This window comes from Streptomyces sp. ME02-8801-2C (assembly GCF_033793965.1).
Taxonomy (GTDB): Bacteria; Actinomycetota; Actinomycetes; order Streptomycetales; family Streptomycetaceae; genus Streptomyces.
This window is the reverse complement of sequence record NZ_JARAXP010000002.1, coordinates 471,623-497,831: the sequence shown is the minus strand read 5'-3', so window position 1 is coordinate 497,831 and position 26,209 is coordinate 471,623. Positions and strand designations below refer to the sequence as shown.

23 protein-coding genes, 1 tRNA gene and 1 pseudogene are annotated in these 26,209 nt (G+C 72.2%); 10 read left to right on the top strand and 15 right to left on the bottom strand.

Translation table 11 applies throughout. From position 1 onward, the window contains the following. Positions 1-342: 342 nt before the first annotated feature. Positions 343-705 (top strand): annotated as a pseudogene (locus tag PV396_RS06845) (tyrosine-type recombinase/integrase); the annotation flags it as partial. Positions 706-805: 100 nt separating this feature from the next. Here PV396_RS06845 and PV396_RS06840 read toward each other — a convergent pair. Then, a tRNA-Pro gene (locus PV396_RS06840) sits at positions 806-879 on the bottom strand. A gap of 137 nt (positions 880-1,016) precedes the next feature. On the opposite strand from PV396_RS06840, the gene PV396_RS06835 reads away from it, so the two are divergent. Together PV396_RS06835 and PV396_RS06830 are read left to right on the top strand one after the other, a co-directional pair. Continuing rightward, the gene (locus tag PV396_RS06835; RefSeq protein ID WP_319201457.1) at positions 1,017-1,748 is read left to right on the top strand and encodes a transketolase; all 732 of its coding nucleotides are present in this window, start codon (positions 1,017-1,019) and stop codon (positions 1,746-1,748) included. A gap of 81 nt (positions 1,749-1,829) precedes the next feature. Then, positions 1,830-2,726, top strand: coding sequence for a transketolase (locus PV396_RS06830; RefSeq protein ID WP_319201455.1), 897 nt, complete (start codon positions 1,830-1,832; stop codon positions 2,724-2,726). Between the two features lie 33 nt (positions 2,727-2,759). Here PV396_RS06830 and PV396_RS06825 read toward each other — a convergent pair whose 3' ends face one another. The 4 genes from PV396_RS06825 to tdh form a co-directional block, all read right to left on the bottom strand. After that, positions 2,760-3,119, bottom strand: a complete 360-nt coding sequence (locus tag PV396_RS06825) for an MmcQ/YjbR family DNA-binding protein (RefSeq protein ID WP_319201453.1) — start codon at positions 3,117-3,119, stop codon at positions 2,760-2,762. Between the two features lie 91 nt (positions 3,120-3,210). Beyond that, positions 3,211-4,113, bottom strand: a complete 903-nt coding sequence (locus tag PV396_RS06820) for a LysR family transcriptional regulator (protein WP_319201451.1) — start codon at positions 4,111-4,113, stop codon at positions 3,211-3,213. 8 nt (positions 4,114-4,121) lie between these two features. Further along, on the bottom strand, positions 4,122-5,360 hold the full coding sequence (locus tag PV396_RS06815) for a glycine C-acetyltransferase (RefSeq protein WP_319201450.1): 1,239 nt from the start codon (positions 5,358-5,360) through the stop codon (positions 4,122-4,124). A gap of 28 nt (positions 5,361-5,388) precedes the next feature. Continuing rightward, positions 5,389-6,417 carry an L-threonine 3-dehydrogenase gene (tdh, locus tag PV396_RS06810; protein ID WP_319201449.1) on the bottom strand — a complete coding sequence of 343 codons (1,029 nt, stop codon included), beginning with the start codon at positions 6,415-6,417 and terminating at the stop codon, positions 5,389-5,391. A 221-nt stretch (positions 6,418-6,638) separates the two neighbouring features. Between tdh and PV396_RS06805 the strand changes: the two genes are divergently transcribed. Then, positions 6,639-8,525 (top strand): DUF2264 domain-containing protein, encoded by a 1,887-nt coding sequence (locus tag PV396_RS06805; protein WP_319201447.1) that lies wholly within the window; start codon positions 6,639-6,641, stop codon positions 8,523-8,525. A gap of 9 nt (positions 8,526-8,534) precedes the next feature. On the opposite strand, the gene PV396_RS06800 is transcribed toward PV396_RS06805, so the two are convergent. The 7 genes from PV396_RS06800 to PV396_RS06770 form a co-directional block, all read right to left on the bottom strand. Then, positions 8,535-9,113, bottom strand: a complete 579-nt coding sequence (locus PV396_RS06800) for a GAF domain-containing protein (protein ID WP_319201445.1) — start codon at positions 9,111-9,113, stop codon at positions 8,535-8,537. Further along, positions 9,110-9,718 (bottom strand): GTP-binding protein, encoded by a 609-nt coding sequence (locus PV396_RS06795; RefSeq protein ID WP_319201443.1) that lies wholly within the window; start codon positions 9,716-9,718, stop codon positions 9,110-9,112. The genes PV396_RS06800 and PV396_RS06795 overlap by 4 nt, the downstream gene beginning before the upstream one ends. Then, positions 9,696-10,067, bottom strand: a complete 372-nt coding sequence (locus PV396_RS06790) for a DUF742 domain-containing protein (RefSeq protein WP_319201441.1) — start codon at positions 10,065-10,067, stop codon at positions 9,696-9,698. The genes PV396_RS06795 and PV396_RS06790 overlap by 23 nt, the downstream gene beginning before the upstream one ends. A 2-nt stretch (positions 10,068-10,069) precedes the next feature. Beyond that, on the bottom strand, positions 10,070-10,504 hold the full coding sequence (locus PV396_RS06785; RefSeq protein WP_319201439.1) for a roadblock/LC7 domain-containing protein: 435 nt from the start codon (positions 10,502-10,504) through the stop codon (positions 10,070-10,072). 92 nt (positions 10,505-10,596) lie between these two features. Next, on the bottom strand, positions 10,597-12,957 hold the full coding sequence (locus tag PV396_RS06780) for an ATP-binding protein (protein WP_319201437.1): 2,361 nt from the start codon (positions 12,955-12,957) through the stop codon (positions 10,597-10,599). 588 nt (positions 12,958-13,545) lie between these two features. Further along, the gene (locus tag PV396_RS06775; RefSeq protein ID WP_319201435.1) at positions 13,546-14,076 is read right to left on the bottom strand and encodes an ABC transporter substrate-binding protein; all 531 of its coding nucleotides are present in this window, start codon (positions 14,074-14,076) and stop codon (positions 13,546-13,548) included. Then, positions 14,073-14,375, bottom strand: coding sequence for an Ada metal-binding domain-containing protein (locus PV396_RS06770; RefSeq protein WP_319201433.1), 303 nt, complete (start codon positions 14,373-14,375; stop codon positions 14,073-14,075). Before PV396_RS06770 ends, PV396_RS06775 begins: the two co-directional genes overlap by 4 nt. 190 nt (positions 14,376-14,565) lie before the next feature. On the opposite strand from PV396_RS06770, the gene PV396_RS06765 reads away from it, so the two are divergent. Next, a complete protein-coding gene (locus tag PV396_RS06765) occupies positions 14,566-15,549 on the top strand; it encodes a carbohydrate kinase family protein (protein WP_319201431.1) in 984 nt (327 codons plus the stop codon). Further along, a complete protein-coding gene (gene metF, locus PV396_RS06760) occupies positions 15,546-16,445 on the top strand; it encodes a methylenetetrahydrofolate reductase [NAD(P)H] (protein WP_319201429.1) in 900 nt (299 codons plus the stop codon). Before PV396_RS06765 ends, metF begins: the two co-directional genes overlap by 4 nt. A 67-nt stretch (positions 16,446-16,512) precedes the next feature. Here metF and PV396_RS06755 read toward each other — a convergent pair whose 3' ends face one another. Both PV396_RS06755 and PV396_RS06750 read right to left on the bottom strand, forming a co-directional pair. Then, positions 16,513-18,021 carry an FAD-dependent monooxygenase gene (locus PV396_RS06755; protein WP_319201427.1) on the bottom strand — a complete coding sequence of 503 codons (1,509 nt, stop codon included), beginning with the start codon at positions 18,019-18,021 and terminating at the stop codon, positions 16,513-16,515. A 105-nt stretch (positions 18,022-18,126) separates the two neighbouring features. Beyond that, a complete protein-coding gene (locus tag PV396_RS06750) occupies positions 18,127-19,779 on the bottom strand; it encodes an FAD-binding oxidoreductase (protein ID WP_319201424.1) in 1,653 nt (550 codons plus the stop codon). A gap of 217 nt (positions 19,780-19,996) precedes the next feature. Here PV396_RS06750 and PV396_RS06745 point away from each other — a divergent pair, with 217 nt between their 5' ends. From PV396_RS06745 to PV396_RS06730, 4 genes are all read left to right on the top strand, one after another. Next, positions 19,997-20,803: a 2-amino-3,7-dideoxy-D-threo-hept-6-ulosonate synthase gene (locus PV396_RS06745; protein WP_319202280.1), complete on the top strand. Its 807-nt coding sequence runs from the start codon at positions 19,997-19,999 to the stop codon at positions 20,801-20,803. Beyond that, positions 20,800-21,909 carry a 3-dehydroquinate synthase II gene (locus PV396_RS06740; protein WP_319201422.1) on the top strand — a complete coding sequence of 370 codons (1,110 nt, stop codon included), beginning with the start codon at positions 20,800-20,802 and terminating at the stop codon, positions 21,907-21,909. Before PV396_RS06745 ends, PV396_RS06740 begins: the two co-directional genes overlap by 4 nt. Positions 21,910-21,978: 69 nt before the next feature. Continuing rightward, on the top strand, positions 21,979-23,364 hold the full coding sequence (locus tag PV396_RS06735; RefSeq protein ID WP_319201420.1) for a fatty acid--CoA ligase family protein: 1,386 nt from the start codon (positions 21,979-21,981) through the stop codon (positions 23,362-23,364). Between the two features lie 103 nt (positions 23,365-23,467). After that, entirely contained in the window at positions 23,468-24,424 is a 957-nt protein-coding gene (locus PV396_RS06730) for a bifunctional transcriptional activator/DNA repair enzyme AdaA (RefSeq protein ID WP_319201418.1), read from the top strand. 549 nt (positions 24,425-24,973) lie between these two features. Here the strand turns inward: PV396_RS06730 and PV396_RS06725 are convergent. Beyond that, the gene (locus tag PV396_RS06725) at positions 24,974-26,209 is read right to left on the bottom strand and encodes an MFS transporter (protein WP_319201416.1); all 1,236 of its coding nucleotides are present in this window, start codon (positions 26,207-26,209) and stop codon (positions 24,974-24,976) included.

Genomic DNA, 26,209 nt, shown 5'->3' with positions numbered 1-26,209 from the left:
GCGCCGTCGGACGACCCAGGAGCCGGTCAGGAGCACGGCGCAGGCCCCGACTGCGGCCAGGACCCCGGACAGGCCGGCCGTGGTTTCCACCTCGGCCGGGCTGAGCGGTCCGTCGCGGAGGGCTCCCGTGTCATCGGTCCAGGCGGTGGCACGGTCACCGGCCTTGAGGCCCGCCTTCACCTGCGCGTCGCCGGTACGGGTGGTTCCGTCGGGCGCGGTCCACCGCGCCGCCGCACGGACTGTTGCCCCGCCGATGGCAGGTCGCGCCGGATTCCGGCCACTCCGAAAGCGCGTCCTGCTTGTGGCCGCCGGCCGACGACACTGAGAGTCACCACGACGACTGACCGCATCCTCTCCGCCGGCCCCGCCCCTGACGCACGTCTGTTCACCGGCCCGCGCGGAGGACGCGTCTCCACCGCGGTCCTGCGCGACGCGACCCACTGGGAGGAGGTTGTCACCCGCCTCGGCTACGAGCACCTGCGCCGCCACTGTCTCCGCCACACCGGACCGACCTGGTTCGCGGACGCCGGAGTCCCCCTCCACGTACTGCGCAGGATCGCCGGCCACGGATCGCTGACGACCACTCAGCGCTACCTGCACCCGGACGTCCACAAGATCACGGCTGCCGGTGCGGCACTCTCCGCACACCTCAGCGTGCTGCGCGCCCCGCGCACGCTTCCCGTAACGACGGTCCTCACCCGGTGACACCGGTCAAGGACCGCTGGTCCCCATCTGGTCCCCAAGAATGATCGAGGGGCGGTTTCGGATTCCTCCGAAACCGCCCCTCACCTGCGACTCCATAGAGTCGGGACGACAGGATTTGAACCTGCGACCCCTTGACCCCCAGTCAAGTGCGCTACCAAGCTGCGCCACGTCCCGATGCTGTCTGACCTGGGGTTTCCCCTGGCCGAACGCGCATGGAAACCATACCGCACTCGGGTCGATGGTCGCGCACCTGTTTATCCACCCGGCCACCGCTTGACCTCAAGTTTGCTTGAGGTAGCACGATCGTCCTCATGACGACAACAGCCACGCATGTCGACCCGAACCGGACACACGGCACACGCACGTACGCGTACGACGAGCTGACCGGCCTCATGGGTCTGATGACCGGCGACGAGAAGCACGGCCCGGCGGCGACCTCCACGTTGGACGTCCTCTGGGTGCTCTACGACCGGGTCCTGCGGGTCGGCCCGGACCGAATGACGGACCCCGGGCGCGACAGGTTCCTGCTGTCCAAGGGGCACGGGCCCATGGCGTACTACGCGGTACTCGCCGCCAAGGGTTTCCTGCCCGTGGACCGGCTGCCGGGGTTCGGCTCGTACGACTCGCCGCTCGGCCACCACCCCGACCGGGTGCTCGTGCCGGGGGTGGAGATCGGCAGCGGTTCGCTCGGGCACGGTCTGCCGATCGCGGTCGGTACGGCGCTGGGGCTGCGCGGACAGCGGCTCGACGAGCCCGCGGTGTGGGTGCTGGTCGGCGACGCCGAACTGGACGAGGGCAGCAACCACGAGGCGATCGCCTTCGCCGGTCCCGCCGGCCTCGAGCGCCTCCACACGGTCGTCGTCGACAACGCGTCCGCCAGCCATGCCCGGCCCGGTGGCATCGCCGCCCGCTTCGAGGCCGCCGGCTGGTCCACGGCAACGGTGGACGGCCGTGATCACGAGGCCCTGTACAGCGCCTTCACCGCACCCCATCCCGGCCGCCCGCACGCGGTCGTGGCACGGGTCGAACCGAAGTCCGACTGACCCGGCGGGCCAGGCACGACCGAACCGGCCCCTGCCACCCGCATCTACCGCCTTCCCAGACCTGAAGGGATCCACTCCCCCATGGACACCATGCGTGACCGCTTCGCCCCCGTCCTCTCCCGGCTGCTCGACGAGGATCCACGTGTCGCCGTCGTACTCGCCGAGATCGGCACGGCCCAGTTCACCCAGGCCCAGGCCAGGCATCCCGACCGGGTGATCAACGTGGGCATCCGTGAGCAGCTGCTCATCGGTACGGGCGCCGGTCTGGCGCTCACCGGTCTGCGCCCCGTCATGCACACGTTCGCGAGCTTCCTCGTCGAGCGCCCCTTCGAGCAGGTCAAGCTCGACCTCGGGCACCAGGACGTCGGCGCGGTGCTCGTGAGCGCCGCCGCCTCCTTCGACTGGCCCGCGGGCGGCTACACGCACATGGCGCCCGGCGACGTGGCCCTTCTCGACACCCTGGACGGCTGGACCGTCCATGTGCCGGGACACCCGGACGAGGCCGAGACGCTACTGCGGCACGCCGTCGCCGCAGGGGACGACAGGGTGTACGTACGCCTCTCCACACAGTCGAACAGGGAGGGGCTCCCGGTCGACGGCGAACGGTTCCTCACCGTTCGCGAGGGCCGCTCCGGCGTCGTGCTCGCCGTCGGGCCGATGCTCGACGCGGTCCTCGACGCCACGGAGGGGCTCGACGTCGCCGTCCTGTACGCGACGACCGTACGGCCCTTCGACACGGCCGCGCTGCGCCGGGCCACGGAGACGGCGGGCACGGACGTCGTCCTCGTCGAGCCGTATCTCGCGGGCACGTCGACGGCCGTCGTGAACGACGCGCTCCACGATGTGCCGCACCGCGTCCTGGGCCTCGGCGTTGGCCGTCGCGAACTCCGCCGTTACGGGGACGTCGAGGAGCATCTGGCCGCGCACGGGCTCGACGCGCGAACGCTCCGCGAGCGAATCCGAGGATTCGTGTCCTGAGCCCTCCGTTCCGGTGCCGACATAGGTTCAGGTTCAGCGGGCATTCGGCATCCCCAACTCCGGGTAGGCGTCGATCAGTCGGGGCGGGGCGGCCTGGCGCCAGGAGTCGGCGAGGATGTCGTGCAGTTCACCCTCGTCCTCCAGAGCGGCCAGGCGCACTCTCACCCAGGCGAACCCCGCCTCGTGGTCGGCGATCCAGAACTTCTCCGGCTCGGCCAGCACGAGTTCGTCGCGCTCGTCCTTCGGGCAGCGCACGGCGATGGACGTCTCGTCCTCGGGCAGCGTGGCGAACATCTTCCCCGCGACTCGGAAGGTGGGCATGCTCCAGGCGATCTTCTCGGTCGTGTCCGGCAGAGAGAGGGAGATACGGCGTACGTCTTCGGCTTCCGGCATACAACGCACCGTAGCCAATGCCACTGACATTCACCCGCGGTGATCCGCGATCGTCGGCGGGAGTGCGCAGACCTTGCGCGAAGGGGTGCGCCTACGCCTGGGCGGCCGTGCCGAGCGCGCCCAACACCGGGCGGATCAGCGGGTGTTCCTCCGCTCCCCTGCGGACGGCCGCGAAGACCCTCCGGGTGGGGGCGACCCCGTCGACCGGACACACGACGACACCCGTCAGATCCATGCCCCGCAGCGCCGAACGCGGTACGAGGGCCACACCGGCGTCGGCCGAGGCGAGGGCCACGACCGCGCGGAAGTCGTCGGAGGAGTGTTCGAGGCGAGGCCGGAAACCGGCGTTCTCGCAGGCCAGGACGACCACTTCATGGCAGGGATTGCCCGGGTAGGGCCCGATCCACGGATCCTTGGCCAGTTCCGCGAGCTGCACCTCGCGGGCGTCGGCGAGACGGTGGGTGACCGGGACGACCGCGTCGAAGGGCTCGGCGTAGAGCGGGACGTGGGTGAGACGGGGGTCGTCGGCGGGCGGCGCTCCCCGGTACTCGACGGCCACCGCGACGTCGACCTGCCGGTCCAGCACCATCGGCAGACTGGCGTCACCCTCGGCGTCCTGGACGCGGAGACGGATTCCGGGGGCGGTGTCGGCGAGGCGGGCCAGGGCGGGCGCGACGACCAGCGCGATGCCGGTCGCGAAGGCCGCGACGGTGACCGTGCCGGCGGCGCCCTTGTCGTAGGCGGCAAGCTCGGCCTCGGCCCGCTCCAGCTGGGCGAGGACCAGGTTGGTGTGCACGAGCAGGATCTCGCCGGCCGGGGTCAGCCGTACGCCCTTGGCTCCGCGCTCGACGAGCCGGCGGCCGGTCTCCTGCTCCAGGGCCGTGAGCTGCTGGGAGACGGCCGAGGGAGTGAGGTACAGCGCGGCGGCAGCCGCCGTCACCGTGCGATGGTCGGCCACCGCACGCAGGATGTGGAGCCGCCGCGCTTCGATCATGCGATCGATTATCCAGTAGGTCCGGAACGGTGCGCCTGGGCCCTCCGATCAGCCACCAGATCCTCCGAGGCCGCGTGGAAGGCGTCGACGGCACGATCGACGTCTTTGGACGAGTGCGCCGCCGACAACTGGACACGGATCCGGGCCTGCCCCTGCGGCACGACCGGGTACGAGAAGGCGATCACATACACACCGCGCTCCAGCAGAAGCTCCGCCAGCCGACCGGCCCTCGCGGCGTCCCCGATCATGACGGGCACGATGGGGTGATCGCCGGGGAGGATGTCAAAGCCGCTCTCGCTCATCCGGTGGCGGAATCGGGCGGTGTTCTCGGCGAGCCGCTCGCGCAGGTCGTCCGCGGACTCCAGCAGGTCGAGCACCTTCAGCGACGCGGCGGCGATCACCGGGGCAAGGGTGTTCGAGAACAGATACGGCCGTGAGCGCTGCCGCAGAAGGGCGACGATCTCGGCGCGCGCGGCCACGTAACCGCCGGACGCGCCGCCCAGCGCCTTGCCCAGCGTGCCGGTGACGATGTCCACGCGGTCCATGACGCCGTGCAGCTCGGGGGTGCCCCGGCCACCGGGGCCGACGAAACCGACGGCGTGCGAGTCGTCGACCATGACCATCGCGTCGTGGCGGTCGGCGAGGTCGCAGATCTCACGCAGCGGGGCCACATGGCCGTCCATGGAGAACACGCCGTCGGTGACGATCAGCTTCCGGCGCGCGCCGCCCTCCGCGGCCTCCTTCAACTGCCGTTCCAGATCGGCCATGTCGCGGTTGGCGTACCGGAAGCGGCGAGCCTTGGACAGACGGATGCCGTCGATGATCGAGGCGTGGTTGAGGGCGTCGGAGATCACCGCGTCCTCGGCGTCGAGGAGTGTCTCGAAGACACCTCCGTTGGCGTCGAAGCAGGAGGAGTAGAGGATCGTGTCCTCCTGCCCGAGGAAGGCCGACAGCCGGGCCTCCAACTCCTTGTGCACCTCCTGCGTACCGCAGATGAACCGCACGGAGGCCATGCCGTAGCCCCAGCGGTCGAGAGCCTCGTGGGCGGCGGTGACGACCTCGGGGTGGTCGGCGAGGCCGAGGTAGTTGTTGGCGCAGAAGTTGAGCACCTCGCCGGGGCGCCCGCCCGCGGTCACGGAGACGGTCGCGGACTGCGGGGTGCCGATGACACGCTCCGGCTTGTGCAGACCGGCGGCGCGGATGTCGTCGAGGGTGGCGCGCAGGTCGTCGCGCACGGAGTCGAACATGACAGGGGCTCCTGAGGCTGTGAGGGAGTTAGGTGGTCCAGTCGAGGATGACCTTGCCGCCCCGGCCGCTCGCCGCGTCCGCGAACGCGGCCTCGTGGTCGCGGTGGTCGTAGCGGCCGGTGATGACCGGGGCGAGGTCGAGGCCGCCCTCCAGCAGTACGGACATCGCGTACCAGGTCTCGAACATCTCCCGACCGTAGATGCCCTTGATCGTGATCATGGAGGTGACGATCCGGGACCAGTCGACCGGAAACTCCTCGGACGGCAGGCCGAGCATGGCGATCCGTCCGCCGTGCGTCATGTTGGCGATCATGTCGCGCAGGGCCTCCGGGCGGCCGGACATCTCCAGGCCGATGTCGAAGCCCTCGCGCAGCCCGAGGGCGCGCTGTCCGTCGGCGACGGTCGCGCCGGAGACGTTCAGCGCCAGGCTCGCGCCGATCTTGCGTGCCAGTTCGAGCCGCTCCTCGCTGACGTCGGTGACGACGACGTTCCGCGCCCCCGCGTGCCGGGCGACCGCCACCGCCATCAGCCCGATCGGGCCGGCCCCGGTGATCAGGACGTCCTCGCCCACCAGCGGGAAGGACAGAGCCGTGTGCACGGCGTTGCCGAACGGGTCGAAGATCGCCGCCACGTCGAGGTCGACGGGCACGCGGTGCACCCACACGTTGGCGGCGGGCAACGCCACGTACTCGGCGAAGGCACCGTCCCGGCCGACACCGAGTCCCACCGTGGCTCGGCACAGATGACGGCGCCCGGCGAGACAGTTGCGGCACCGGCCGCACACGAGGTGCCCCTCGCCGCTGACCCGGTCGCCGACACCGATGTGGGTGACATCGCGGCCGACTCCGACGACCTCGCCGACGAACTCGTGCCCGACGATCAGTGGCGTACGGATCGCCTGTCGCGCCCAGCCGTCCCAGGCGCGGATGTGCAGGTCGGTGCCGCAGATCCCGGTCCTGAGCACCTTGATCAGTACGTCACCGTGGCCGACTGCCGGTTCCGGTACGTCCGCGAGCCACAGCCCGGGCTCCGCCTTCTTCTTGACCAGCGCTTTCAAGGCAGCGGCTCCTGTGGGTGAGGGCCCGTGGCAGGGCATGAACGCGAGAAGAAATCTGCCGTACGACGGCTCGCCGGTCCATCGAGGATTTCTTAAGCTCCGCCGCAGCTTTCCTTCACGTGTTGATCCGACCGGAACCATCAGCCGTATCCCTTCTGAGAATCGCGCGAATCCCCATGTGAGACCCCGCCGGGGCCCATCGAAGGAGTCAGGAACCCGTCATGCCCGCACCGCACTTGGCGCTCCCGCCCAACGACCGGGTCCTGTCGCTGTTCACCGGCTGGACCCGGGCACACTGGGAGACGCTTGCAGACCGGCAGTTGGCGGCGCTGGTCCCCTACGCGACGCCGGGTCTCGCGCAGTACCGGCTGCCGGGCCGCAGCTCCTCCGCCGGCGTGGTGGCGGACGGACTCGAGGGCTTCGCGAGGTCGTTTCTGCTGGCCTCCTTCCGGATCGCGGGAGCGGCGGGCGAAGCCGATCCCCGTCTCGTGGAACGCTACGCCCGGGGTCTGACAACGGGCACGGACCGTGACAGCGGCGAGGCCTGGCCCGAACTCACCGACTGCTCCCAGCCGATGACCGAGGCGGCCTCGATCGCCATCGGGCTGCACGAGACCCGCCCGTGGATCTGGGACCGGCTCGACGTGGACGTGCAGGAGCGGATCGTCGACTGGCTGTGGGGTTTCGTGGGCCGCCGTACCCGGGACGACAGCGGGCGGCTGTGCCAGGTGGTCGCCGAACAGTTCCTGGCGTCGGTGGGCGCGCCGCACCGCCAGGAGGACATAGACGGCGGACTCGACCGGATGGACGACTGGTATGTCGGCGGCGGCTGGTACAGCGACGGCGACGGCCGTACGTTCGACCACCACGTCGGCTGGGCACTGCACATCTATCCGCTGCTCTGGGCCCGGATGACAGGCGGCGAGGACGGCGGCCGCGGCCGGGTCCACCGGCGTCGGCTCGCCCAGTTCCTCGCCTCCTACCCCCACTTCTTCGGCGCGGACGGCGCCCCCGTCCACCAGGGGCGCAACCTGACGTACCGTTTCGCCGCGACGGCTCCCGTCTGGCTGGGCGCGCTGGCGGAGTGCACTCCCCTGGCGCCGGGGCTGACCCGTCGGCTTGCCTCGGGCGCGGTGGCGCACTTCGTGGAGCGCGGGGTGCCCGACGAGCGCGGGCTGCAGCCACTGGGCTGGTACGGCACGTTCCTGCCGGCGACCCAGGCGCACTCGGGGCCCGGATCGCCGTACTGGTCGAGCATGGCCTTCCTGGGGCTGCTGCTCCCGCCGGAGCACGCGGTGTGGACCGCTCACGAACGCCCGCTGCCCGTCGAGGAGTCCGACCAGTACACGGCGCTGCCGGGGCCGGGGTGGCTGCTGCACGGCACCCGGCACGACGGCATCGTGCGCCTCGTCAACCACGGCAGTGATCGCAATCCGATGGAGGGACCCGCCGACGACGATCCGCACTACGCCAAGTTCGGCTACTCGACGGCCACCGCGCCGGAGACGGGCTCGGTGGCCTGGGAGCGGAACGTGGACGGTCACCTCGCGCTCCTCGCCCCCGACGGCACGGCGTCGCGTCGGCGCAGAATCCTTCCGCTGCACTGTTCGGGACGGGTTGCGGCCTCCCGGTGCGAAGCCGAACTCCCGGGTTTCGAAGGGGAGTTCCGGGTCGAGTCGACAAGCCTGCTGCACGGTACCTGGGAGATCCGCGTGCACCGGGTCCAGGCGCCGGCCGACGCGGCGGTCCGCGAGGGCGGGTACGCGGTGGCCGACACCGCCCTGCCCAGGGCCGAGCGGGGTGACGGCTGGGCCCTGACCCGTACCGGCTCGGGGCTGACCAGTGTGGTCGTCGCCCTGCACGGCTGGGACGACGCGACGGGCGTGGCCCGGGAGGTCGACGCGAACGCCTTCGGGCCGCACTCGGCGACGCCCTACCTCCAGCGCGCGGCCGAATCACCGGGAGCGACCAGGCTGTTCGTGACCCTGGTCGCGCTGACCCGGGACACCGTGCATCCGCAGGCCCTGCGGGAGGCGGTGTCGTGCGCGGTGACCGAGGAGGGCCGCGCCCTGATCATGTTCCCGGACGGCGAGACGGTCTCCGTGTGATCCACCGAGTCACCCTCCCGGCGCGAGTCGCCCCACCAGTTCCGCCGCCATCGCCTTGATGGTCTCGAGGCCCGCCCTCCCCCACGGGCGCGGCTCGAAGGCGGCGACACACACCGTGCCCAGCGCCATGCCCGTGCTGTCGATGAGCGGCGCGCCCAGATAGGAGTGGATGCCGAACTCGTCGACGACGGGGTTGCCCGCGAACCGCGGATAGTCCCGGACGTCCTCCAGGACGAGCGCCTTGCGCCGCACCACCACATGCGGGCAGAACCCGTGATCGCGCGGCAGCCGCCGGCCCACGCACGGCTTCACCTCGTCGGAGTCGGCACCGGCCGCGCGACGGCCCGCGGTGTCGGCGTCGCCGGGGACATGGAGTCCGGCGAAGAACTGCCGTTCCTCACCGATGAAGTTGACCATCGCGTACGGCGTGCCCACCAGCTCCGCGAGCCGGTCCGCGAAGGCGTCGAGGGCCGGCTCGGGCCGTTCCCCGAGGCCGAGGCCGTGCAGCCGCCGGGTGCGGGCGGGAGCCTCGCTGTCCTCGGGAGTCAGCAGCAGACGACCGGCCGGGCGTGGCGGGTCGTAGCTCATGGGCGGGCTCCCTCACTGTGGGCGCTGGGTGCGGGCGCGGGCGCGTGGGCGAGCAGATGCCGTACGAGAGTGAGCAGGGTCTGCACGCCCGAACTGGAGATACGGGCGTCGCAGCGCACGATCGGGATGTCGGGGTCCAGGTCGATCGCGGCGCGCACCTCCTCGGGGTCGTAGCGGTACGAGCCGTCGAACTCGTTGATCGCCACGATGAAGCCGAGGCCGCGCTGTTCGAAGAAGTCGACGGCCGCGAAGCAGTCCTCCAGGCGCCGGGTGTCGGCGAGGATCACCGCGCCGAGCGCGCCCTCGGAGAGCTCGTCCCACATGAACCAGAACCGCTCCTGTCCGGGCGTGCCGAACAGATAGAGGACGTGTTGCGGGTCCAGGGTGATGCGGCCGAAGTCCATCGCCACGGTGGTCTCGACCTTGTTCTCGATGCCTTCGAGACTGTCGGTCGAGGCACTCACCGTGGTGAGCAGTTCCTCCGTACTGAGCGGCGCGATCTCGCTCACCGCGCCGACCAGGGTCGTCTTGCCGACTCCGAACCCGCCCGCCACCAGGATCTTCAAGGCGGTGGGGAAGGGATCAGAGCTGTCGTCGTAGTCCATCGAGCACTGCCTCCAGAAGAGACCGGTCAGTGGGGTTGTGGTAGAACTCGGGCGGTTTGGTGGTGAGCGCCCCGCAGTCGACGAGGTCGGAGAGCAACACCTTGGTGACCGCCGCCGGCAGCTTCAGATGGGCGGCCATCTCGGCGACCGACACGGGCACCCGGCACAGGTCGAGTGCAGTTGCGTGTTCGGGGCCGAGGTAGCCGAGAGGGGTGGCCCCGGTGGCCATCACCTGGGACATGAGGTCGAGGGCGGTGGACGGCCGGGTCCGACCGTTGCTGACGGTGTAGGGGCGCACGAGCCGTCCGGCCGCGTCGTCGAGCCAGGGCCCGTCGCCGGCCGCCGTCACGCTCAAGGCCTCATCGCCGACGGTTCGACGGCGGACTGCCGGGGCGCGGTCATCAGATACGGACGGACGCTCTTGACCAGCATCGCCATCTCGTACCCGAGCACCGCGGCATCGGCCTCCCGGCCCGCGAGCACGGCGAGACAGGTGCCGGAGCCCGCGGTGGTGACGAACAGCAGGGTCGAGTCGAGTTCGACGACGACCTGCCGGACCTCACCGCCGTCCCCGAACCGGACGCCCGCGCTGCGTCCGAGGGAGTAGAGACCGGAGGCCAGGGCGGCCATGTGGTCGGCGCTGTCCGGGTCGAGTCCGTGCACGGACTTGACGAGTCCGTCGCAGGACAGGAGTACCGCGCTCGTGGTGTGCGGTACGCGCTGGACGAGGCCGCTCATCAGCCAGTCGAGGTCGGATACCTGGCCGGTCGGCACATCGCTCGCCATGGTGGATCGACTCCTTGGGGTACGAAGGTCTGCGGGAGCGCTGGGGGTGGGGGCAGGACTGGTGGTGCGGGGGATGGTGCTGTGGGGGATGGTCATCCGGCCGGTGCGCTCCCGTCGTGCCGGGCAGTGAGGTCCAGGTCGTGTCCGGGCGCGCGCAGCCGGTGCGCCTCGGGTATGGGGGAGGTGTCCGGGGGCGGTACGGCGATGAAGCCGCTGCCGTCAACGGCCTCCGCAGAGTCCCGGTGGCCCGCGGCGGCATCGGTACGGCTCGTGTCCGGAGCCGCCGGGGTCAGGCCGGGCCCGGTCGCCCTCGGCGACACCCGTTCCATGGACGCGGGTTCCAGGGGCGCGGCTCCCGAGTCGGCCGGGTACGCGGGCTCCGCGTACGAGGGCTGCGGGGACGCCGGTAGCCCGGAGGGCACTTCCGCACGCGCCCGCTCCCCCGAGTCGGCCGGGTACGCGGGCTCCACGTACGGCGGCTGCGGCGACGCCGGTAGCCCGGAGGGCACTTCCGCACGCGCCCGCTCCCCCGAGTCGGCCGGGTACGCGGGCTCCACGTACGGCGGCTGCGGGGACGCCGGTTGCCCGGAGGGGACTTCCGCACGCGCCCGGTCCCCGTACCGCGCCTCGTACTCCCGCTCCATCGCCGCCACCGCCGGGTCCGTGTAGTCCGCCTCCAGTTGGCGGGCCTCGGCGAGTCCGATGCCGCGCTGGAAGGCGGCCATGAGGCCGGGATCGTGTTCGACGACCTGTTCGCTCTCCGGGCGGGGAGCCGCCGGGCCGCCGCGCAGTTGGGGTGCGATGTGTTCCTGCGCGCGGCGGCGGGGCAGTTGGGGCTTGCCCATGGTGCCGCGCACGGCGCTGTTGTTGCGGGGGGTGGGCGGCGTGCTCGTGTGGTCCGCGACGGTCCGCCGGTCGTCGGGGCGGATGCCGGGCGTCGCCTCCGCGGGGTTGGGCCGCTCGAGGTGCGCCCCGCGTACGGGCAGCGGCGCCGGGCCCCGGCCGTTCGGCGCCGGTGCGGCGGGGCGGACGGGTGCCTCCGGACGGCGGCTCGCCGGGCCGCCGGGCTGCGTGCCGGGTGCCGGGGACCGTCCCTCGCGGCCGGCGGCCGAAGGACGTTGCCGGGGCGGCTCGGCCACCCTCCGCATGCCCCCGGTCTCCTGGATCTGGGCCTGGGTCTGCGTCCGGGGCTGCGGCGTCGCCTGGGGGCGCGGCTGCGGTACGGCCACGGGGGCGCCCTGCCCCGCGGCGGTGCCCAGCAGCCCCTGCGGCACGACGAGTACGGCCTGCACTCCGCCGTAGATGTTGGTCTGCAGGCGGACGTGGATGCCGTGCCGGCGGGCGAGCTGGGAGACCACGAAGAGCCCGATGCGGCCGTCCTGGAGCAGGCTGGCGACATTGACCTGGTCGGGGTCGGTGAGCAGCGCGTTCATCTTGTGCTGCTCGTCCACGGGCATGCCGAGGCCGCGGTCCTCGACCTCGACGGCGAGCCCCGAGGTCACGAGGTTGGCGCGCAGCAGCACCTGGGTGTGCGGCGCGGAGAACAGGGTGGCGTTCTCGACGAGTTCGGCGAGCAGGTGGATGACGTCCGCGACGGCGTGTCCGCGCAGGGTGCCGTCGATCGGGGGCACGAGCTTGACGCGCGAGTACTGCTCGACCTCCGCGATGGCCGAGCGCAGCACCTCGGTCATGGAGACCGGGTTGCTCCACTGGCGGCGGGAGACGGCGCCGCCGAGGACGGCGAGGTTCTCGGCGTGCCGGCGGATGCGGGTGGCGAGGTGGTCGACGTGGAAGAGGCCCTTGAGCAGGTCGGGGTCCTCGATCTCGTGTTCGAGCTCGTCGAGGATGGAGATCTCGCGGTGCACGAGCGACTGAAGGCGCCGGGCGAGGTTGACGAAGACCTCGACCTTCTGTTCGCTGCCCGCCTGGCTGGACAGCTGCGAGGCCTGGACGACGGCGGTGACGGCGCCGTCGTGTGCGCGGGCGAGGTCGGCGCCGAGGAGCTCGAAGTCGTCGGCGTCGGCCGCCGGTTCACCGCGCGGCCTGCGCGCGGGCGGGGCGTCGCCCCTGCGCAACGCCTCGACCAGGGCCCGCAACTCCGCTTCGCTGCGGGCGCTGGTCTGACGCAGGGCGCCGACACGCTCTCCCACGGATCTGGCGGTGCGGTCGGCTGCGACCAGGGCGATCACGATGCCACCGAGGGCCACGCCGACCGCCCCGGCGAGCACGGCGAACAGGGTGAGGGTGGGCCGCACCCCGCTGGAGCGGACGAGGAACAGGACGGCCGCGCAGGCGCTGAGGGCGACCGCGAGCGGCGGCAGCACGGCGAGCCGCACCAGCTGGGGCCGTATGTGGGTCTCGGGCAGTGAGGGGACGGTACGGGCGACCGGCCGACCGTGCCGTCCGCCCTCACGGCGGTCTGCGCGGGGGGCCGGTGCTCGGAGGTGAGACATCTTCGTCCTCGTACTGGTGCGTCGGGACCTTCGGGACCTGGATGTCGCGCGTCTGCGCGACTCGGGCATGTGCCATCGCGGTGCCGGTCGGGAGCCGAAGAAAACGGCCCTGTGTCGCCCGGCGGCCACTCACAGTAGTCGGCAACGCATCAGGTGCGGTGGGCAGTTGACAAACTCCCCCACACGGCGCCCCGCTCTGGTATGAGACCTGGCACGGCAGACCGACAAGCCTTTCGGACGCCCGTTCCCTTCCTCCGCTCACTCGATCAGAGCTGGTCAGAACCGTTCACAAACAGACGGCGGGGGCCGGGGAGCCCCCTGCTCCCCGGCCCCCGCCGTCCGTACGACTGTCCGCTCGTCGTCCGTTTTCCCCGGTCGCGGTCAGCCCACGGAGCCCACCGCGGGCTCTCCGCCGCCGCCGGCAGTACCCCCGTGAATGTCACCGGCCGTGTCGGTCCGGGGGTCCTCCACATCAGCCGTACGAGTGACAACGGCCGTACGAAGGACAGCGGCAGGCCCCTCGTGGGCGGCGGACCTTTCCGGGTACCCCTTGCGAGGATTCCCCCCGCCTCCGGCCGCGACCGACGGTCACTCGTCGTCGGACTCCACCAGCCAGCCCCGGCGGATCACCCACACCCTGCCGTCCGCCGTCGCGCCGCGCATGCCGTCCAGTACCCCCGGACCCGCGGCGGTCGCCAGCCGCGAGTCGCCCGCGGACGCGAAGCCGAACGTGCGGCGCGGGTCCCAATCGGTGCTGTGCCGCAGTCGGCGGCTCATCTGGGCCCAGCCGGCCGACCCCGCGGCCACCACCCAGGCGTCCGGCTCGGCGCGGGTCAGCCGGCGGGCCTGGCGCAGCCAGGACGCGGCGTCCTCCGGCCAGTCGACCACCTCGGCCAGCCACCCGCCGCTCCCCTGCCAGGCGTGGGCGAACGCCGCGGCGGCGTCCCTGGACGCGGCGTCCCGGCCATGCCCCAGCGCGACACCGCCTCCGCGGAACCCACCGCCTTCCAGCAGCGCGAGCAGCCGCGCGAGTTCGCGGCCGGTGTGCGGCCGGACCTCGGGCCAGGGCGCGTAGTCGGAGAGGGCCGCCGGAAGCAGCCGGGGAGAGCGCTCGTTCATGACGACTCCCCCGTGCGCCACGCCCGGTGGCGTTCGGGAAGGCAGACCGCGCACGGCCGGTATCCCGCCGCGACGGCGGTCGCCTCGTCCGCGAAGAACACTCGGTGGCGTACGTAGTTCCCGCGGGCGATGTGCCGCAGAGCGGAGGGACAGTCCAGCCGTCCATAGATCCGTCCGCGCCGGTAGCCGCCGAACCGGCCGGCCACTTCGCTGCGATACGGCCTCCCGTCGCTGCCGATCATCGTGTATCCGCGTTGCGCCGCCGCGGGGGCAGTGTCGTCCAGCCGTCGTCTGTCCACGAAGGCACTCTGCATCATCCCGGGCGGTCGTTACCAGCGGTATCAGGACGTCCGCCCCGCAGCCGGCGGGCGGGTGACTTCGACCGGCGCTTCAGCGGCGCACGGCAGGCTTTCGTGCCGGGCAGTCCCACGCGACTCGGCCGCCGGGTCGGGCCGCGCCCTTCGACCCCGGGTTCAAGGAGAGACCGTCGTGCGAATCGCCGTGACCGGCTCGATAGCCACCGACCATCTGATGTCCTTCCCCGGTCGGTTCACCGACCAACTGATCGCCGACCGCTTGGAACAGGTGTCCCTCTCCTTTCTCGTCGACCGTCTGGACGTGCGGCGCGGCGGTGTCGCCGCCAACATCGCCTTCGGACTCGCGCGGCTCGGACTGACCCCGCGTCTGATCGGCGCCGCCGGCGTCGACTTCGCCGAGTACGGGGCCTGGCTGCGCGCCGCCGGCGTGGACACGGACTCCGTCAGGATCAGCGAGACACTGCACACCGCCCGGTTCGTGTGCACGACGGACGAGGCGCAGAACCAGATCGCCACCTTCTATGCCGGTGCCATGGCGGACGCCGCGAAGATCGACCTTGCCGCGGCCGCGGCCCGCTGCGGCGGGTTCGACCTGGTGCTCGTCGGCGCCGACGCCCCGGAGGCGATGCTGCGCCACACCGAGACCGCCCGTCGAACCGGCACCCGCCTGGCCGCCGATCCCTCGCAGCAGCTTGCCCGCCTGGACGCCACCCAGGCCCGTCGCCTCGTGGACGGCGCGCACCTGCTGTTCACCAACGAGTACGAGTCCGCCCTGCTGCGGGAGCGAACCGGATGGAGCGAACGGCACATCCTCCAACGTGTCGGTACATGGATCACCACCCGGGGCGGGGACGGCGTCTCCTTGGCGCGGTGCGGTCAGCCCCGGCTGGACGTGGCCGCCGTCCACACCGCGAGGATCGCCGACCCCACCGGGGTGGGGGACGCGTTCCGCTCCGGATTCCTCGCCGGCCTGAGCTGGGACTGGCCCGAGGAGCGGGCGGCGCGGCTCGGCTGTGCGCTGGCGTCGATCGTCCTGGAAACGGTCGGAACCCAGGAGTACAAGCTGCTCGCGGTGGATCTGACCGAACGGGTCGAGCGTGCGTACGGGCACGACGCGGCCCGTGAGATGGAGCCGCGCCTGGTGGGGCTGTCATGAGCGGGCTGTTCGACAAGCCGGCGGGTGGCGTTCCCTCGTTCTCGTTCGAGTTCTTCCCGCCCAGGACCGACCAGGGCGAGCGCGCCCTGTGGAACGCCGTTCGCCGCGTCGAGTCCCTCTCCCCCACCTTCGTGTCCGTCACCTACGGCGCCGGCGGATCGTCGCGTGAGCGGACCGTCGAGGTCACCCGGCGCCTCGCCGCCGAGACCACCCTGCGGCCCGTCGCCCACCTGACGGCCGTAGGGCATTCGGTGGCCGAACTGCGGCACATCATCGGCCAGTACGCCGACGCGGGGATCAGGGACGTGCTGGTGCTGCGGGGTGATCCACCCGGCGATCCGAACGGCCCCTGGACACCGCACCCCGCCGGTTTCACCTACGCGAGGGAACTGGTCGAACTCGTCCGCTCACTCGGGGACTTCACCATCGGTGTGGCGGCGTTCCCCGAGATGCACCCGCGCTCGCCGGACTGGGACAGCGACATCCGGCACTTCGTCGCCAAGTGCCGGGCGGGCGCCGACTACGCCGTCACCCAGATGTTCTTCCGCGTCGAGGACTACCTGCGGTTGCGCGACCGGGTGGCCCAGGCCGGCTGCGACATCCCGATCATCCCGGAGATCATGCCGGCCACCGACGTCCGGCAGATCCGCCGCTTCGCCGAACTGTCCCACGCGACCTTCCCCGAGGACCTCGCCCACCGGCTCGAGAGCGCCCGCCACGACGCGGCCGAGGGCCACCGGATCGGCGTGGAGCACGCCACCGCCATGGCCGGACGTCTCCTCGCCGAGGGCGCGCCCGGCCTGCACTACATCACGCTCAACAAGTCCACCGCGGCCCTCGACATCCATCGCGAGGTGCTGTCGACGCACATCGCGAGGAGCGTGCCCGTCAGCTGAGTACTCCCCCTGCCCGAGCACCTCGACGAGAAGGTCGCGGGCCTCCACCGAGCGGGCGCCCCGCCGTCTACGCGGGGTCCCCGAACCAGCAGCCCAGCGTCCCGGCCAGCGCTTCCGCGTCCCCGGCCTCGCCCACGGCCGACCACGCGATGTATCCGTCGGGCCGCACCAGCAGGGCGTCGGTGCCGATCTGCTCGGCCGCCGTCGCCGTCACCACGTTCACCCGGAAGCGCCAGGGCTCGGCGGCGCTGCGCAAGTCCTCCGAGTCGGTCAGCAGCAGCAGCAACGGCCGCGCGCTGTGGAGGAGTTCGGCGAGGCTGGTGACCGAGTCGCCGGTCTTCAGCAGCACGTCGGGGGCGAAGCGGCCGGCCAGCGGGTCGCCGGGGCGGCTGGTGTCGTAGTAGACGTCGACACCGCTGATCATGCCGCCGAGGAACTGGTTGACATCGTCGAAGTGCATCATCCGGGCGAACAAGGTCCGCAGCGAGTCCATGCGGGGGTCGGGATCCATCAGGGCCACCTGGGCACGCACGTTCTCCAGGACCGCCTCGGCGATGGGCGCGCGCTCGATCTCGTACGTGTCGAGCAGTCCGGGCGGCGCCCAGCCGTGCACCTCGGCGGCGAGTTTCCAGCCCAGGTTGACGGCGTCCTGCAGGCCGAGGTTGACGCCCTGGCCGCCGGCCGGGAAGTGCACGTGCGCCGCGTCGCCGGCCAGCAGGACCCTGCCCACGCGGTAGTGCTCGGCCTGCAGGGCGGCGTCGCTGAAGCGAGCGAGCCGGCTCGGTGAGTCCATCGGCACCGGATGGCCCGCGATCCGCTCCACCTCCGCCCGGAACTCGTCCAGGGTCACCGGTGCCTGCCGGTCCGGGTGCGGGCCTCGGAAGTCGTACGTGCACACCCGGCTGCGTCCGTACAGGTTGAGCCACACCAGGGTCCAGCCCCGCGAGTTGCGCTGCCAGCCGTGCGGCGCCCGGGCCGGGTCCAGCAGGCGGACCTCCCCGATCAGGGCGCCGACGCCGGCGGGCGTGCCGGTGAACGGGATGCCGGTCAGTGCGCGAACGGCGCTTCGGGCGCCGTCGGCGCCGACCACCCAGGAGGCGCGCAGGGTATGGGTGGCGCCCCGGGAGTCGCGTACGGTCAGCCGCATCGCGTCCGCTTCCTCGTCGAGGCCGACGAGTTCGCGGTCGCGCAGGATGCGTGCGCCGAGTCGTTCGGCATCGGCCGCGAACACCTCCTGCGCCCACGCCTGCGGGCTGCCCACCATCACGGGGCCCTCGGTGACGACACGGCTCAGGTCGAGGTCGAACATGCCGGAGAAGTGGAACGGCACGGGTCCAAGGCCCACCGGCGGGGCGGGCGGTCCGGGCTGCACGGCTTCGAGGAGTCCGCGCCGGTGCAGGGTCTGCGCGGTGCGGGCGTGCAACGTCCCCGCCTTCGACTCACCGGTCGGCGCGGACAGTTTCTCCAGGACGGTGACGCGCACGCCCAGCAGGGCCAGTTCCCGGGCGAGCAGCATGCCGACGGGCCCGCCGCCGACGACGGCGACCTGGGTGTCCACGGCTGGGCTGTTCGGCATCGGGGCTCCTGCGGTGCTAGACGGACACTGTGGGCATCCGTTCGGATGCTGTACGTCAGGAGGAACACCGGCCCGCGCCGACGGGTTGCACCGGCAGGCGCCGGCTCAGCTGCCCGGCAGCCGCACCGACTGACGGTGCCGGAAGACGTTGCCGGGGTCGTACGCCTGCTTGACGCGTTGCAGACGACGGTAGTTGCCCTTGTAGTACAGATCGTGCCAGGGCGTGCCCGAGCGGTTGAACTCCGGCGAACCGAGGTCGGCGTCGGGGTAGTTGACGTAGCAGCCGTCGGTGACCGCGCCGGGGACCGGGACGCCGCCGGTGTCGCCGTACATGTCGGTGTAGAACTCGCGCAGCCAGCGCACGCAGTCCTTCTCCTCGGCCGGGTCGTCCCACCAGATCATCCAGGCCAGCTTGTACGCGGCATCGCGGTGTGCGCTCGCCGTGGCGTCCTGGGCGACGGCCGAGACCTGGCCGGCGAAGGAGCTGAGCATGACCGAGCCGGTGGGGTTGCCGAGGTCCGTGCGGGTGAGGTGGCGGTACAGCGCGGCCAGCTGGCGCTGGGGGAAACCGGCCTTCATGTAGGCCGACTTGAAGTCGCTCTTCTGGGTCGGGTCGTTGGTGGTGGGGTTGGCCGTGCCGAGGTAGCGGGCCGCCTGCAGCCAGGGGAGGCGGCGAGGGGTGGCCAGGTCCGGCAGCGCGGTCAGCTCGCCCATCCGCGTGGTGACCGGTCCGTACGCGGCGGTGACGCCCTCGCTGACGGCCGCGAGGAACTCGTCGTGCAGCCGGGCCGCGCCGGGCACGCTCGCGTCGACGTGCGTGATCAGGCCCACGGCTCCGTTCGAGACGTGGTTGAGGGAGAGCAGGCTGCACACGGCGGTCGTCGGGTCGTCGGGGGCCGCGTGCCGTACGTGCCAGTCGGCGTAGTTGCGGACCAGCCGCGTGAAGGACCGCTCGTCGAGGTCGGACCACTGCCAGGAGACCGCGCTGACCAGGACCTCCGGGGGCGGGGCCGGCAGCAGCCGGGCCGGGTCCGTGCCGCTCGCTCCGGGACTGCGGAACCAGTAGCGGGTCACGACGCCGAAGTTGCCGCCGCCCCCGCCCGTGTGGGCCCACCACAGGTCCCGGTTCGGATCGTTGTCCTCACGGGTGGCGACGACGGTGCGCACGGTGTTGTCGGCGTTCACCACGACGACCTCGACCGCGTACAGGTGGTCCACCACCAGGCCGAGCCGGCGGCACAGCAGTCCCCAGCCGCCGCCGCTGACGTGGCCGCCCGCCCCGACCTGGAAGCACATGCCGGCCGGCACGATGACACCCCAGGTGCGGTACAGGCGCTCGTACACGTCGAGGAGCTGGGCGCCCGGCTGCACCATGAAGGCGTTCATGGACGGGTCGAAGTCCACGTCCCGCATCGCCGACATGTCGATGACCGCCTGGACGTCGGGGCTGAAGACGAAGTCCTCCCAGCAGTGTCCGCCGCTGCGCACCGTGAGCCGCTTGCCGGCCTGGACCGCCTGCCGGACGGCGGTGGCGACCTGGGCGGTCGAGCGCGGAACGTAGACCGCCTCGGGCCGGCCGACGTAGCGCTGGTTCCAGCCCCGGACGAGGTCCGGGTAGCGCGCGTCGCCCGGGGTGACGGTCACCAGCTCCTTCGGCGCGGCCACCGCCTGTTCGGCGGGCAGCAGCACGCCGCCGCCGATCGCGGCGCTCGCCGCGAGCACCCCCCGTCTGCTGACCTGCTGTCTGTTGTGCGTCATGGGGCTTCCCCTCCCGCTGTCGCGTGCGGATCACACGCGGATGCAGGCGACGCTAGGCAGCCCGCGGGCGTCGCGGCACTCCGCATCTTGCGGCGTGCTCGGCCCGGGGCACCTGGCTCGATTCTTCAGAGGCCACTGCGAGGGTTCAGCCCGGGACCCGCAGCGGAATCCCATCCGAACCCTGTGACCAGGAACGAGGAGGGGTGTCATGTCGAGCATGCCGCTCACCGGTAAATCGGTGCGCCTCGCGCGATTGTCCCGGCCGGGAGACGGCCGGTTCCTGTTTGTGCCGCTGGATCACTCCGTGTCCGACGGGCCCGTCGCGACCGCCGCCGACTTCGGCGATCTGGTTCGGTCCATCGCGGACGGCGGCGCCGACGGTGTCGTCGTCCACAAGGGCCGGGCGCGCATGATCGCGCCGGAGCTGCTCACACGGTGCTCCCTCGTGGTGCACCTCAGCGCGAGCACCGCGCACGGACCCGACGTCAACGCGAAGGTGCTGGTCGGTGACGTGGAGGAGGCGGTCCGGCTGGGCGCTGACGCGGTCAGCGTGCACGTGAACATCGGCTCCGACACCGAGGCGGAGCAGCTCGCCGACCTCGGCGCCGTGGCCGCGGCCTGCGACCGCTACGGCATGCCGCTCATGGCCATGATCTATCCGCGCGGCCCCCGTGTGACCGATCCGACCGACCCGACACTCGTCGCCCACGTGGTGAACATCGCCGCGGACCTGGGCGTCGACATCGTCAAGACGGTGCTCGCCGCTCCACCCGAGCGCATGGCGGAGGTGATCGCCTCCTCGCCGCTGCCGGTGGTGGTGGCGGGCGGTGGCACCACCGACCGCAGCCTGTACGAGTTCGCGGTCACCGCCATGGACCTGGGTTGTGCCGGACTCGCCGTCGGACGGCGGGTGTTCACCAGCCCGTCGCCCGAGAAGGCGGTCCGGGAACTGGCCTCAATCATTCACCACCGCGAGCTCACGTCCGAGCCCGCGCCGCAGACCGAGATGGCAGGTGTGTTGTGAAGTTTGCCTGGATCGACCTCCGGACCGTGCCCGCCGAACACCGCGAGGCGGTCGTTGACGCCGCGATCCACGCGCGGGTGGACGGGATCGTCGACAGCGACCCGGAGCGCCTCGCCCTGCTGCCGAACACCGTCAAGCGCGTCCTCGCACCGGGCGGGCGCGTCGGTGAGGACGCCCCGGAAGACCTGATCGTGCTGCGCGAGGTCGTCGACGTCGACAGTCTCGGCGTGCTGGAGAACCTGCACCGCGGCGGCGAGAAGGACACGGCCGCCTGGGTGAACGTCGTCGACGACCCCACCCTGAAGCTCGCCTGTGACGCGGCACGTGAACTCCCCTTCACCGTGGTGGAGTTCAAGGACCCGACGAAGATCCCGCTGGAGATCGTGATCGCCGCGGCCGACGCCTCGCCGGGACAGCTGATCTGCCAGGCCGCCGACATCGAGGAGGCGCAGATCATCGTCGACGTCCTCGAGAAGGGTTCCGAGGGCGTCCTGGTGGCGCCGCGCTCCGCCAACGACGTCTTCGCGCTGGTGGAGATGTTGCGGGTGAAGACTCCGGACCTGCAGCTGCAGACGCTCACGGTCGAGTCGATCGAGCACCTCGGCCTCGGCGACCGGGTCTGCATCGACACGTGCACGCACTTCGAGAAGGACGAGGGCATGCTGGTCGGCTCCTACGCGCACGGCTTCGTGCTGTGCGTGAGCGAGACGCACCCGCTGCCGTACATGCCGACCCGCCCGTTCCGTATCAACGCGGGCGCGCTGCACAGCTATGTGTTCGGGGCGGACAACCGCACCAACTACCTGAGCGAGCTCAAGGCGGGCAGTCCGGTGCTCGCCGTCGGCGCCGACGGCCGCACCCGCCGCATCGTGGTGGGCCGCATCAAGCTGGAGTCCCGTCCGCTGCTCGGCATCAAGGCCGTCTCCCCGGAGGGGGTGGAGGTCAGCCTGATCGTGCAGGACGACTGGCACGTGCGGGTGCTCGGTCCCGGTGCGGCGGTGCTGAACGTGACGGAGCTGAAGAAGGGCGACCAGCTGCTGGGTCACGTGGCCACCGACAAGCGCCATGTGGGCTGGCCGGTCGGCGAGTTCTGCGTCGAGAAGTAGGCGACAGGCGTCCGGGGCCGCCCTCGCCGCGGCGGCCCCGGCGCCGGGGCGAGGAGTCCGGTGGAGGCGATGACGGAAAGGTCCTGGTGGTGTGCCGAGCTGCTCGGCCGCCACGCCGACGACATGGTGTGGGCACGTGCCGCGGGCCGCGAGGTCTCGTTCGGCAGACTGCGCCGCGAGACGGCCTGGCTGGCCGACGTGCTGGAGCGGTACGGCATCCGGGCGAGGAGCACGGTCGCCCTGTACGGCAACGCGAGTTTCACGCACCTGTGGACACTGTTCGCGCTGTGGTCGCTCGGCGCCCAGGTGGTGCTGGGGAAGACGCCGGCCGGCCGCCGGTCGCGGGATGTCCCGCTCGGGCCGCGGCGGACACAGTTCTCGGTGTGGCTCGGCGAGAACCGCGGGCGGCCCCATGACTTCGTCGACGAGTGCGAGGTGCTGGTGCGGCGCCACGCCGGCGGCGCTCCGAGCGTGAGCGGGCACTGCCTCGTGCAGTTCTCGTCGGGAACCACCGGGCGCCCCAAGGCGGTCGGCAGGAGCCCGCAGTCGCTGCTGGAGGAGTTGGACCGGCTCGCCGCCGTCGAGGGCATGCCGCGCCACGGCGAGCGGGTGTCCGTGCTGGAGCCGCTCACGCACTCCTTCGGGCTGATCGGTGGGGTGCTGCACTCCCTCGCGGTGGGGGCGACCGTGGTGATGCCGGTCGCCCGTACGGCGGAGGCGACCGTGCGGGCGGTGGCCGACGCGCACGTGGTGCTGGGCAATCCGCACCACTTCCGCCGGCTGGCACGGGCCGAGCCCGGAGAGCTGCCGCACCTCCGGCTGGCCGTGTCGAGCGGAGACGCCCTGCCGCCGGAGATCCCCGCGGTGTTCCGCGGCCGCCACGGGGTGCTCGTCGGCCAGGCCTACGGCACGACCGAGACGGGCATCATCGCCGCCGACCTCACCGGCCGCTTCGGCCCGGCAGGCGTCGGCGTTCCGGTACCCGGCAGCCGTACCCGTGTGGTCGGCGGCGTGCTGGAGGTGCACGTCCCCGAATCTCCGTACCTGTACGACGACACGCCCTGGACGGGCGGCTGGATGTCCACCCGTGACCTGGTCACGCGTGATCCCGATACCGGTGCTCTGCGGCTGCGCGGAAGGGTCCAGGGTGTCGGGGACGCCTCGGTCGACCTGCTGCGCATCGAGTCGGTGCTGCGGGCCCACCGGCACATCACGGACGCGGTGGTCCTCGGGGTCGGCCCGATCGAGGCGCACGTCGCGAGCAGCGCGGAACTGGACGGCGACGAGTTGCGCTCCTGGTGCCGCCGGTTCCTCAACGGGGCGCCGGCGCCGGACCGTTACCACCTGCTGCGGGAGCTGCCCCGCACCGCCAACGGCAAGGCCGTGCGCGACCGCGGCGTCCTGCGCCGTCACAGAACGCATCCGCCCGGTGCGTGCCGCTGCATCAGCTGGTGAGTATCGCGGCGGCCAGGGGCTGCCGCCGACGCGGTGGCGGATGCCTCGCCCCCCGCCCTGCGGACCCTTTCCCTCCGTCAGCGGCGCGACCCGCCGAAATGCCATGGGAAACGACCTCCTGGACGAGTGGAAGGCACGGAGCATGACGGTGACGACGACCGCCGCAACGCTGTACGGCTGTGACGAGGCACGCTGGCAGGCCGTGCGGGACCGCGACGCCCGCGCGGACGGCCACTTCTGCTACGTGGTGGTCACCACCGGCGTGTACAGCCGCCCCTCGTGCACGGTGAAGCTGGCCCGACGCGAGAACGTCCGGTTCTTCCCGGCCCCCGAGGACGCCCGCGCCGAGGGATACCGCCCTTGCCGCCGTTGCTGCCCCGACGACTCCCACCGGCACGCCGCCGCGGCCGAGGCGGTCGCCCGGGCCTGCCGGATCATCGACGAGGCGCCGCTGCCGCCGAGCCTGAACGAGCTGGCCCGCGAGGTCGGTTACAGCCGCTTCCACTTCCACCGCCTGTTCAAGTCGTTCACCGGCATCACCCCGCACGCCTACCTGGCGGCGGCGCGCGCCCGCCGGGTACGCGAGGCGCTGCCGCTGTCCGGGACCGTCGCCGACGCCATGTACAGCTCGGGGTTCAACTCCGGCGGTCACTTCTACGCGGCGGCGACGGAGATCCTCGGCATGACACCGAAGGCGTACCGTGCGGGCGGCGACGGGACGGACATCCGGTACACGGTGACGGGTTCGTCGCTGGGGCCGGTGCTCGTCGCGGCGACGGACAAGGGCGTGTGCGGGGTGCTGACGGGGGACGAGGCTCCGGCTCTGCTGCACCGGCTCCACGCGACGTTCCAGCACGCCCGGCTCGTGCGCGCGGACGACGACTTCGCCGCCGCAGTCGCCGCGGCCGTGAGCGAGGCGGAGCCCCCGCAGCTCGCCAGGGAACTGCCCCTGCGGATAAGACGCTCAGCGTTCAGCGTGCGGGTACGACGGACGGTCCCGGCGGCACTCGCCGTACGCATACGCCGCACGGCGTCGACCACTCCTGTCCCCAGCGGATGACCCGACCCGCGTACAGGCCACCACCACCGGCGGAACCACGATCACGGGTAGGCGCAACCGCCCCGGCAGCGCCCAGCCCGGCGAACCCCGCTCCGCAACGGCGACAACCGACGGCACTCCCCCGCGCACACAACCCACGACGCCGACGACCCACATACACGCCGCCGGTCCCACCACACCGCGCCGCCACCGGCCGAACCACGACCACACGCAACCGCAGCCCGCCCCGCAAGCGCCCAACCCTGTGCGAGGTCCGCTCCGCAACGGCGACGACCGGCCGGCGCTCCCCCGCGCACACAACCCACGACGCCGACGGCCCCCGGTCCCGAGCGGGTAACCCGACCCACGTACACGCCGCCGCCACCGGCCGAACCGCGATCACGGGTAGGCGCAACCGCCCCGGGAGCGCCCAGCCCTGCGTAGCCCGCTCCACCACGGCCACAACCGGCCGTCCCTCCCCCGCGCACACCACGCACGACGGCGACGGCTCCCGTCCCGAGCGGGTAAGTCGACCGGTGTGTACGCGGCTGCCGTGCCGCGCTGCCGCGATCACGCGCGGTCGCGGTCGACCCGCGAGCGTTGTTCTGGCGCGGCGGTCGGCGGGCGTGGTTCGGGCGTCGGGCGCAGGCGTCCGGACGCCCAGGTCGCCGGTAGCGCCGCCGCGCACACCAGCAGTCCGGTGAGCACCGCGTCCGCCGCACCGCCGTGCGAGACGGCCGCGCCACCGGCCACCGCCCCCACCGCGATGCCCGCGTTGACCGCGGACGCGGGCAGCGTCGAGGCGAGGTCGCGCCCGGGACCGGCCAGCAGCCCGACCCGGTACTGCAGTGAGGGGACCAGGCCGAACCCGACCACCCCCCACAGCACGAGGGCGCAGGCCACCACGACCCGAGAGGCGCCAGCGACATGCAGGACCGCCAGCGCCACGACCAGGGCGAGGTTCGCCGCGACGAGTGTGCGCGCCGCGTCCCGGTCCGCGGCCCAGCCGCCCAGGAACGTACCGGCGGCCGTCGCGGCCCCGTAGGCGAAGAGGAACACGGTCAGCCAGGCACCGGACACCCCCGTGACGTCCTCCAGGAACGGCGTGATGTAGGTGAACGCCGCGAACTGGCCTCCCAACAGCAGGAAACCGACGCCGAGCACGGCCAGGACCCGGGGCGCGAGCGCGTGTCCGGCCTGCGCCCACAGGCCGTCGGTGTCCGAGCCGGCGACCGGCGGGACACACACCACCGTCGCCAGCAGCGCCAGCGCGCCGAGGACCACGACGGCCGTGAACGCCGCGCGCCAGCCCAGGTGCTGTGCCGCGAGGGTACCGAGCGGAACGCCGAGCGCGGTGGAGACGGCGATGCCGCCGAAGACCACGGAGATCGCGCGCCCGGTCCGCTCGGGCGGCACCAGGGCGGCGGCCACCGCGAACGCCGTTCCGAGGAACAGGCCCTGCAGTGCGCCGGTGACGGCCCGGGCCGCGAGCAGCGTGCCGAAGCCCGGGGCCAGGGCGGCCAGCAGGTTGCCGGCGACGTAGCCGGCCAGGGACGTCCACACCAGGGTGCGGCGCCGGATCCGGATGGTGAACGCCGTCAGCAGCGGACCGCCGACGCAGATGCCCAGCGCGTACGCGGTGACCAGGGTGCCCGCCGTGTCCACGGACACGGCGAGGTCCCCGGCGACGAGCTTCAGCAGACCGACGACGACGAGCTCGGCGCTGCCCATGACGAACGCGGCCAGGAAGAGGGCGGCGAGGGCCGGGCCCGGTCGCCGCCGCACCGCGGAGGGGACGGAGGTCAT